7 protein-coding genes are annotated in these 8,604 nt (G+C 67.9%); all 7 read left to right on the top strand.

The window, feature by feature from the left end:
* Window positions 1–217: 217 nt before the first annotated feature.
* Window positions 218–1,981 (top strand): peptidoglycan D,D-transpeptidase FtsI family protein, encoded by a 1,764-nt coding sequence (locus tag ACLQ6X_RS09140; protein ID WP_411699858.1) that lies wholly within the window; start codon window positions 218–220, stop codon window positions 1,979–1,981.
* A gap of 55 nt (window positions 1,982–2,036) precedes the next feature.
* A complete protein-coding gene (locus ACLQ6X_RS09135; RefSeq protein WP_411699857.1) occupies window positions 2,037–3,611 on the top strand; it encodes a Mur ligase family protein in 1,575 nt (524 codons plus the stop codon).
* A complete protein-coding gene (locus ACLQ6X_RS09130; protein ID WP_411699856.1) occupies window positions 3,608–4,528 on the top strand; it encodes a hypothetical protein in 921 nt (306 codons plus the stop codon). The genes ACLQ6X_RS09135 and ACLQ6X_RS09130 overlap by 4 nt, the downstream gene beginning before the upstream one ends.
* The gene (mraY, locus tag ACLQ6X_RS09125; RefSeq protein ID WP_411699855.1) at window positions 4,529–5,662 is read left to right on the top strand and encodes a phospho-N-acetylmuramoyl-pentapeptide-transferase; all 1,134 of its coding nucleotides are present in this window, start codon (window positions 4,529–4,531) and stop codon (window positions 5,660–5,662) included.
* On the top strand, window positions 5,641–7,209 hold the full coding sequence (murD, locus tag ACLQ6X_RS09120) for a UDP-N-acetylmuramoyl-L-alanine--D-glutamate ligase (RefSeq protein WP_411699854.1): 1,569 nt from the start codon (window positions 5,641–5,643) through the stop codon (window positions 7,207–7,209). Before mraY ends, murD begins: the two co-directional genes overlap by 22 nt.
* Window positions 7,154–8,506, top strand: a complete 1,353-nt coding sequence (gene ftsW / locus ACLQ6X_RS09115) for a putative lipid II flippase FtsW (RefSeq protein WP_411699853.1) — start codon at window positions 7,154–7,156, stop codon at window positions 8,504–8,506. Before murD ends, ftsW begins: the two co-directional genes overlap by 56 nt.
* Window positions 8,503–8,604: glycosyltransferase (locus ACLQ6X_RS09110; protein WP_411699859.1), on the top strand; the 102-nt coding region annotated here is incomplete at its 3' end. The genes ftsW and ACLQ6X_RS09110, both read left to right, overlap by 4 nt.

The raw sequence follows: 8,604 nt of genomic DNA, 5'->3' as shown, positions 1-8,604 counted from the left end.
GACGCGGCCGCCGCGGCCACCGCGGCAAGTGCGGGTCAGGTGGCCGCTGGCGCGCCTGCGGCCGCCCCGACGGCCGGGTCTGTAGCGTCGAACCCGACAACGTTGCCGTCGCCCGTCACCCGCTGATCGTGGTCGGGGCCGTGCTTCGCAGTAACGGGGGCCCCGGAGCAGCGGGGCAATCGGGGGAACCGGGCAGTCAAGGTAAGGAATCGATGCAGTGAACGACGCTCGCAAGACCAAACGACGCACCGCACTCGCGGTGCTCGCCATTTTCGCGATCTTTTCGTTGTTCGTGGTGCGCCTCGTCGACATCCAGGTCGTCAGCGCGACCGAACTCAACACGGAATCGTTGAGCAAGCGCTCGGTGAGCCAGACGACCTACGGTTCGCGCGGCAACATCGTCGACACCAACGGCAACGTGCTCGCCGACAGCGTCGACCGGTTCGACATCACGGCGAGCCCGCTGCTCGTGAATACCTTCGATCGCAAGACCGGCGACGGCAAAGACACGGTCGAAGTTCCCGTCGCCGATGCCATCGCCGAACTGTCGGTCGCGAGCGGGGCCACCGTGGCCGATATCACCACCGCGCTCACCGAGAAGCCCGGGTCGAACTTCGCCTACGTGGCGAAGTCCGTGACGCTCGAACAGCTGACCGCGGTGCGCGCCCTCGACATCCCGTGGGTGTACGACGTGCTGCACCCGAGCCGCACCTACCCGATGGGAAGCGTCGCCGGCAACCTCGTGGGCTTCATCGGAACCGACGGTCCGCAGAACGGCCTGGAGGTCACCCAGGACTCGTGTGTCGGCAGCACCAACGGCACGTCCACGTACGAGCGTGGCGCCGACGGAATCCGCATCCCCGGCAGCACGGTCACGACCAAGGAAGCCTCCGACGGCGGCACCCTCAAGCTCACGATCGACAGCGATTTCCAGTGGTACACCCAGCAGACGCTCGCGCAGCGCTCCGTGGAGCTCGGCGCCGACTGGGGAACCATCGTCGTGGTGCGTGTCAGCGACGGGCACCTGATGTCGGTCGCCGACTACCCGTCGGTCGATCCCAACAACGTCGACGGCGTCTCCAGCAGCGACCTCGGCTCGCGGGCGTTCAGCTCGCCATTCGAGCCGGGCTCCACCATGAAGTCGCTCACGATCGCCTCGCTGCTCGACGCCGGGGCGATCACGCCGACCACCACCGTCACCGTGCCCGGCCGCCGCGACCTCGGCAACGGACAGTCGATCAAGGACTCCTGGGCGCACGGCGACATCCGCTACACGGCCACCGGCATCCTCACGAACTCGTCCAACATCGGAACGTCGTACCTCACCGACCGTCTCGGCAACAAAGAGGCCCGTCGCGACTACATGACGAAATTCGGGCTGAACTCGCTCACCGCCGTGAACTTCCAGGGCGAATCATCCGGTCTCATCCTGCCGACCAGCCAGTGGGATGCCGTCACCAACTACGCGGTGCAGTTCGGCCAGGGCATGACGGCCACGTCCGCCCAGATGGCGTCGGCCTACCAGGCGCTCGGCAACAACGGCGTGCGTATGCCGCTCACGCTCGTCGAGGGCTGCACGCTGCCCGACGGCACGGTCACCGAACTGCCGTCGACCGAGGGCACGCGCGTCGTGTCCGAGAGCGCGGCGGACACGACCGTCGCGATGATGGAGAACGTCGTGAACCAGGGCAGCCTGAAGAACGCGCTGACCATCCCCGGCTACAACGTCGCAGCGAAGACCGGAACCGCGGAAGTCGCCGACGCGAACGGCTACGGCAGCGACCGCATCATCTCGATCGCCGGCCTCGTTCCCGCCGAGGCGCCCGAGTACGCGATTGTGGTCACCTTCGCCAAGCCGGATACCATGAAGACATCGGGCGCCGTGGCGTCCACGTTCAAGAAGATCACGACACAGGTGATCAAGACCTTCAAGATCGCACCCTCGACGGTGCCGCCCACGCAGTTCCCGCTCAACTACTGATGCGCGCCACGTGGGCCCCAGAGCTGATCTGCACGACATGAGAAACGAGAATCGCGTGACCGCCAGGATCCCCCCGGTACTACGACCGGAGCATCCGTCGGCCCGATCTCTCGCCGAGCTCGTCAGTGAGTTCGGTCTCGAGTATCGCGGGTCGCTCGACGCCGTCGAGATCACGGGAGTGACGCTGTCGACCGGCGACCTGCATCCCGGCGACCTCTACATCGGTATGCCGGGCGCGCACAGCCACGGCGCCAGCTACGCGGAGCGCGCGAAAGAGGGCGGCGCCGTCGCCGTGCTGACCGACTCCGCCGGCGCCGACCTGGCCGCGGCCTCGGGGTTGCCGATCCTCGTCGTCGATTCGCCGCGCGCGGCCCTCGGCGAGATCTCCGCCTGGGTCTACCGCACCAACGAGCACCCGCCGCTGCTGTTCGCGACGACGGGCACCAACGGCAAGACCTCCACGTCGTACCTGCTCGAAGGCATCCTCAAGCAGCTCGGCCTCGTGACGGGCCTCAGCTCGACGGCCGAGCGCCACATCGGCGACCTCACCGTCGTGAGCCGTCTCACCACGCCCGAGGCCAGCGAGATGCACGCCCTGCTGGCCCGCATGCGCGAGAGCGAGGTGCGCGCCGTCGTGGTCGAGGTGAGCGCCCAGGCCCTCAGCCGCAACCGTGTCGACGGCCTGCTGTTCGACGTGGTCGCGTTCACCAACCTCAGCCACGACCATCTCGACGACTACGCCGACATGGAGGAGTACTTCTACGCGAAGCTCCCGCTGTTCCAGCCCGACCGCGGCAAGCGCGGCGTCGTCTCGCTCGACTCGCCCTACGGCCAGCGGGTCGTCGCCGAGTCGCGCATCCCGCTCACCACAATCTCGTCGACGCCCGGCGTCGTGGGGGAGTGGAACGTCGAGATCACGGCCGAGGAGGCCGCGTACACCGCGTTCACCCTCACCGGCCCCGAAGGCCGCACGCTCTCCAGCCGCGTACCGATCATCGGCCGCCACATGGCAGCAAACGGCGCCCTCGCGATCGTGATGCTGGTCGAGGCCGGTTTCGAACTCGAGGCCATCGGCCAGGCGCTCGAGCCGAGCGACACCAACCCCGAGGGCGGCATCGACGCCTACCTGCCCGGCCGCACCGAGCGCGTCTCGGGAGACCGCGGCCCCAGCGTCTTCGTCGACTTCGGCCACAGCCCCGACGCATTCCTCAACACCCTCGACGCCGTGCGAACGTTCACCACAGGCAAGGTCATCATGGTGTTCGGCGCCGACGGCGACCGCGACGCCACGAAGCGGCACGAGATGGCGCGGGTCGCATCCGAGGGCTCCGACATCCTCGTCGTGACCGACCACCACCCCCGCTTCGAGAACGCGGCGTCGATCCGCGCGACCCTCGTCGAGGGTGCCGGCCTCGCCGAGCACCAGGCCGAACTGCACGAGGTCAGCCCGCCCGAGAAGGCGATCCGCGTCGCCGTGTCGCTCGCCCACGAGGGCGACTCGATCCTCTGGGCCGGTCCGGGACACCAGGACTACCGCGACATCGAGGGCGTGCGCACGCCCTACTCGGCACGCGAAGAGGCCAGGGCGGCCCTCCGCGAAGCCGGCTGGGACGAAGCCGGCCGGGTGTGATCGTCGCCGTCGCCGGCCGGCGTGCAGCGTCAACCCGCGTCGTGATCGACGCGTTGCTCGCCGATGTCGCCCATACGTTCAGCACCGACCCGGCCGAAGCGGACGTCGTGGTCGTGCTCGGTTCCGATGCCGAGTCCGACCTCGGTCGCGTGCGCGCCGAGGCCCTGGTCGTCGCCTACGCGGATGATCCGTCCGTCGCACGGGCAACGCAGCAGCTCACGGCGCGGGTCGTGACCTTCGGGTTGGCAGCCTCGAACGACGTGCGCGCCGAGGCGATCGAGTCGACCGTCGATGGAACGGGCTTCGTGCTCGTCTCCGGTGACGCCAGCGCTCAGGTGTCCGTCGGTGTCCTCGGCGAGTCGGTCGTGCCGCTGCTGCTCGCCGCCCTCGCGGTCTCCGCGGCGGCCGGCGTGCCCACGGCGGAGTCGATCGCCGCCCTCGCCCCGCTCACCGAGCTCGCGCCGCACGACATGCGGGTCTCGCGCCCGGAGCCAAGGCTGCTGTTCGTCGACGACACCGCGGACGCCTCGCCCCGCTCCACGGCCGACGCCCTCAAGGCTCTCGCGCAGTTCACGATCGACGGCACACGTTCGGTCGCCGTGCTGGGTGAACTCGACCTTCCCGCCGGCACCGACGCCCTCGAGTCTCGCGACGAGCACGACCGCATCGGCCGCCTCGTCGTGCGGCTGAACGTGTCGAGGCTCATCGTCGTGGGTCAGTCGGCACGCCACATCCACAATGCCGCCGGTCTCGAAGGTTCATGGGACGGGGAGTCGGTACTCGTTGATACCCTCGATGAGGCATACGATTTGCTGAATGACACCGAGCTTTCGTCGCGCGACGCCGCGCCCCTGGTGTTGCTCGTGAAAGCCGCTGGCTCTACCGCCCTGATCAACCAAACACGAAGGGCGACCTAAATGATCGCGCTCCTGACAGGGGCGGGCTTTTCGCTCGTTTTCACCCTGCTGACAACCCCGCTCTTCATCAAGCTCTTCAACCGCATCGGTTGGGGCCAGTTCATCCGCGACGACGGTCCCCAATCGCATCACGCCAAGCGCGGTACCCCGACCATGGGCGGCATCGTCTTCATCATCGGTGCGGTGCTCGGTTACTTCGTCGGCCACCTCATCGCCGGCGATGAGTTCACGCTCGTGGCGTTCCTCGTGATGTTCCTCATGGTGGGCCTCGGTGCCGTCGGCTTCCTCGACGACTTCCTGAAGACCCGCAACCAGCGCAGCCTCGGGCTCGGCGGCTGGTCGAAGATTCTCGGGCAGGTGATCGTCGCCGCGATCTTCGCCGCCATCGCGCTGAACTTCCCCGACGAGAACAACCTCACGCCGGTCTCCACGATCGTCGACGACGTGCAGCACACCTACATCTCGTTCGTGCGCGACATCGAGTGGCTCGACTTCGCGTCATTCGGCCTCATCGGCGGCGGCATCCTGTTCGCGCTCTGGTCGATCGTCATCGTCGTGAGCGCGTCGAACGGCGTCAATGTGGCCGACGGTCTCGACGGTCTCGCCACGGGCGCGTCGATCCTCGCCATCACCTCGTACATCTTCATCGGCTTCTGGCAGAACAACCAGTCGTGCTTCAACTCGAACGTCTACGACGATGTCGACCTCGCGTTCAAGTGCTACCAGGTGCGTGACCCGCTCGACCTCGCCGTCATCGCGGCGTGCATCGTGGGAAGCCTCATCGGCTTCCTCTGGTGGAACACCAGCCCGGCCCAGATCTTCATGGGCGACACCGGTTCGCTCGGACTCGGCGGAGCCATCGCCGCTCTCGCGATCCTCAGCCGCACCGACATCCTGCTCGTCTTCATCGGCGGTCTCTTCCTCATCGTCACCGGCTCGGTCATCCTGCAGCGGGCCTACTTCAAGATCACCAAGGGCAAGCGCATCTTCCTGATGAGCCCCCTGCACCACCACTTCGAGCTCAAGGGCTGGGCGGAGATCACCGTCGTGGTGAGGTTCTGGATCATCGCGGGTCTCTTCGTGGCCGCCGGCGTCGGAATCTTCTACCTCGAATGGGCGACAGCGCGACCGTGACCGATCTGACAACACTCACGAGCTGGCACGCCGACTGGAAGGGCCTTCGCGTCGCCGTGCTGGGGCTCGGCATGACCGGCTTCGCCGCGGCCGATACCCTCGTCGAACTCGGCGCCAGCGTGCTCGTCGTCGCGGCCTCCGCTCCCGAGGAGAGCGCCGACCTGCTCGACGTCATCGGGGCAGAGCTCGTGCAGCAGGCCGACCTCTCCACCGTTCCCGACCGGCTCGCCGAATTCGACGCCGAGCTCGTGATCGTCTCCCCGGGCTTCCACCCCGATCACGCGCTGCTGCTCTGGGCGGAATCCGCCGGCATCCCCGTGTGGGGCGACATCGAGCTCGCCTGGCGGGTGCGCGACAAGGTGCGCGCGGCCGAGTGGATCACGGTGACGGGCACCAACGGCAAGACCACGACGGTGCAGCTCGCGGCGCACCTGCTCGCCACCGCGGGCCACCGTGTCGCCGCGGTCGGAAACATCGGCGTCCCCGTGCTCGACGCGGTGCGCGACCCGATCGGTTTCGACGTGCTCGTCGTCGAACTCTCGAGCTATCAGCTGCACTGGATCAACCAGACACCCGAGGGCGCCATCTCGCCGTTCGCGAGTGTCTGCCTCAACCTCGCCGACGACCACATCGACTGGCACGGCTCGGCCGACGCCTACGCGGCGGCCAAGGGCAAGGTCTACGACAACACGCGCGTGGCCTGCGTCTACAACCTCGCCGACGAGGCGACCCGGCACATGGTCGAGGAGGCGGACGTGGTCGACGGATGCCGCGCCATCGGCTTCGGGCTCGGCGCACCCGGTCCCAGCGACCTCGGTATCGTCGACGGCATCATCGTCGACCGCGCGTTCCACGACGACCGCCGCAACTCCGCGTTCGAGCTCACCACCCACGGCGAATTGGCCGAGGCGGGCCTCGCGGCGCCGCACTCCGTCGCCAACGTGCTCGCGGCATCCGCTCTCGTGCGCGCCTTCGGCGTCGCGCCCGCGGTCGTCCGCGAGGCGATCGCGACGTTCCGCATCGACCACCACCGCACCGAGACCGTGCTCGAGAGCGACGGCGTGCTCTGGGTCGCCGACTCCAAGGCCACGAACCCGCACGCGGCGCAGGCCGCCCTGCTCGCGTTCGATCCCATCGTCTGGGTGGTCGGCGGCCTGCTCAAAGGCGTCGACATCGGCCCGCTCGTCGAGCGCAACGTCGCCCGTCTGCGCGCCGCGATCATCATCGGCGAGGATCGGCTGGCGCTTCGCTCCGCATTCGCGCGACACGCGCCCTCCCTCCCGGTCTTTGAGGTACAGGCAGCCGAGACTGATGAGGTGATGCCGCAGGTCGTGCGATTTGCGGTCGCGGCAGCACGACCCGGCGACACGGTTCTCCTGGCACCGGCCGCAGCATCCATGGACCAGTTCGACAGCTATTCCGACCGCGGCAGACGATTCGCCGCAGCAGTGCACGACCAGACGAGAACGACGAACCCAGGAGGTGCAGCGGATGACGACGACACGCAATCCGGGCACGAACCGGGGCCGGACACCACGACCGCCTGAGCCCACACGTGGCGTACCGGCGCCGAAGCCCGACTCGGGGCCGGCCGTCGTCGTCGGGGTGCGCAAGCTCTTCGCGGCGGAGACGCCCAACTACTTCCTGCTGCTCGGCACCACGATCTTCCTGGTGGCCTTCGGCCTGGTGATGGTGCTCTCGTCGTCGTCGGTCGAGTCGCACCTCGAGAGTGACGACTTCTTCGCCTCTTTCTCGAAGCAGGGCCTCTTCGCCCTCATCGGGGTTCCGTTCATGCTGGTCGCGTCGCGCATGCCGATGATGTTCTGGAAGCGCTGGGCCTGGCCGGCCATCTTCGTCGGTATGGGGCTGCAGCTGCTCGTGTTCAGCCCGCTCGGCTACGGCTACGGCGGTAACCGCAACTGGGTCGACCTCGGGTTCACCACCGCCCAGCCGTCGGAGCTGCTGAAGCTGGCGCTGATCGTCTGGGTCGCGTTCATCCTCACCTCGAAGCAGGGGCTGCTCGACGAGTGGAAGCACGTGCTCGTGCCGATCGGTCCTGTCGCCGGCCTCGCGATCGGCCTCGTGCTGCTCGGCCAAGATCTCGGCACCTCGATCGTGATGCTCGCGATCGTGTTCTCCTGCCTCTTCATCGGCGGCGTCAAGGTGCGCTACCTGCTCACCGCGATCACGATCATCGGGGCCTTCGGCATCGTCTTCGCCTTCTCGGGCGAGTCACGGTCCGACCGCATCAACGCCTGGATCAACGGCTGCACGCCGCTGCAATACGAGACCTTCTGCTGGCAGCCGACCCACGGCAAGTGGGCCCTCGCCTCCGGCGGATTCTTCGGCGTCGGGCTCGGCAACTCCAAGGCTAAGTGGTCGTGGCTGCCGGAGGCCGACAACGACTACATCTTCGCCATCGTCGGCGAAGAGCTGGGCCTCATCGGCGCGGTCGTCGTGCTCGTGCTGTTCATCGTGCTGGCGTTCGCGTTCATCCGCGTCATCCGGTCGAACGACGACCCGTTCGCTCGCATCGTCACGGCCGGCGTCGGCATCTGGATCGTCGGACAGGCCTTCATCAACATCGCGGTGGTTCTCGGCGTGCTGCCGGTGCTCGGAGTGCCGCTGCCCCTGATCTCCGCCGGCGGCTCGGCGCTCATCGCCACACTTCTCGCGATCGGGGTGGTGCTGTCGTTCGCGCGCGAACCCGGCGGCACGGCGGACGCCCCTGTCGGCCAGTCGCCGGCCGAGCGTTCCCGCATTGCCGCGACCCAGCGCACCAGGCCGACCGCGCGCGGCCAGAACCCCTCCCAGTCCACCCAGCAGAATCGGCGTACCCGTTGACCACCTATCTCCTCGCGGGCGGCGGAACGGCCGGTCACGTGAACCCGCTCCTGGCCACCGCCGACCGCATCGTCGACCGCCACCCCGAGTCATCCGTT

Source organism: Conyzicola sp. (assembly GCF_046714715.1).
Lineage (GTDB): Bacteria > Actinomycetota > Actinomycetes > Actinomycetales > Microbacteriaceae > Conyzicola.
This window is presented reverse-complemented; position numbering and strand designations above follow the sequence as displayed.

What these genes read in the sequence shown, in the direction of transcription:
- murD (WP_411699854.1), top strand. Translation starts at nt 5,641, where the DNA reads ATGGGCGACAGCGCGACCGTGACCGATCTGACAACACTCACGAGCTGG.
- mraY (WP_411699855.1), top strand. Translation starts at nt 4,529, where the DNA reads ATGATCGCGCTCCTGACAGGGGCGGGCTTTTCGCTCGTTTTCACCCTG.
- ftsW (WP_411699853.1), top strand. Translation starts at nt 7,154, where the DNA reads ATGACGACGACACGCAATCCGGGCACGAACCGGGGCCGGACACCACGA.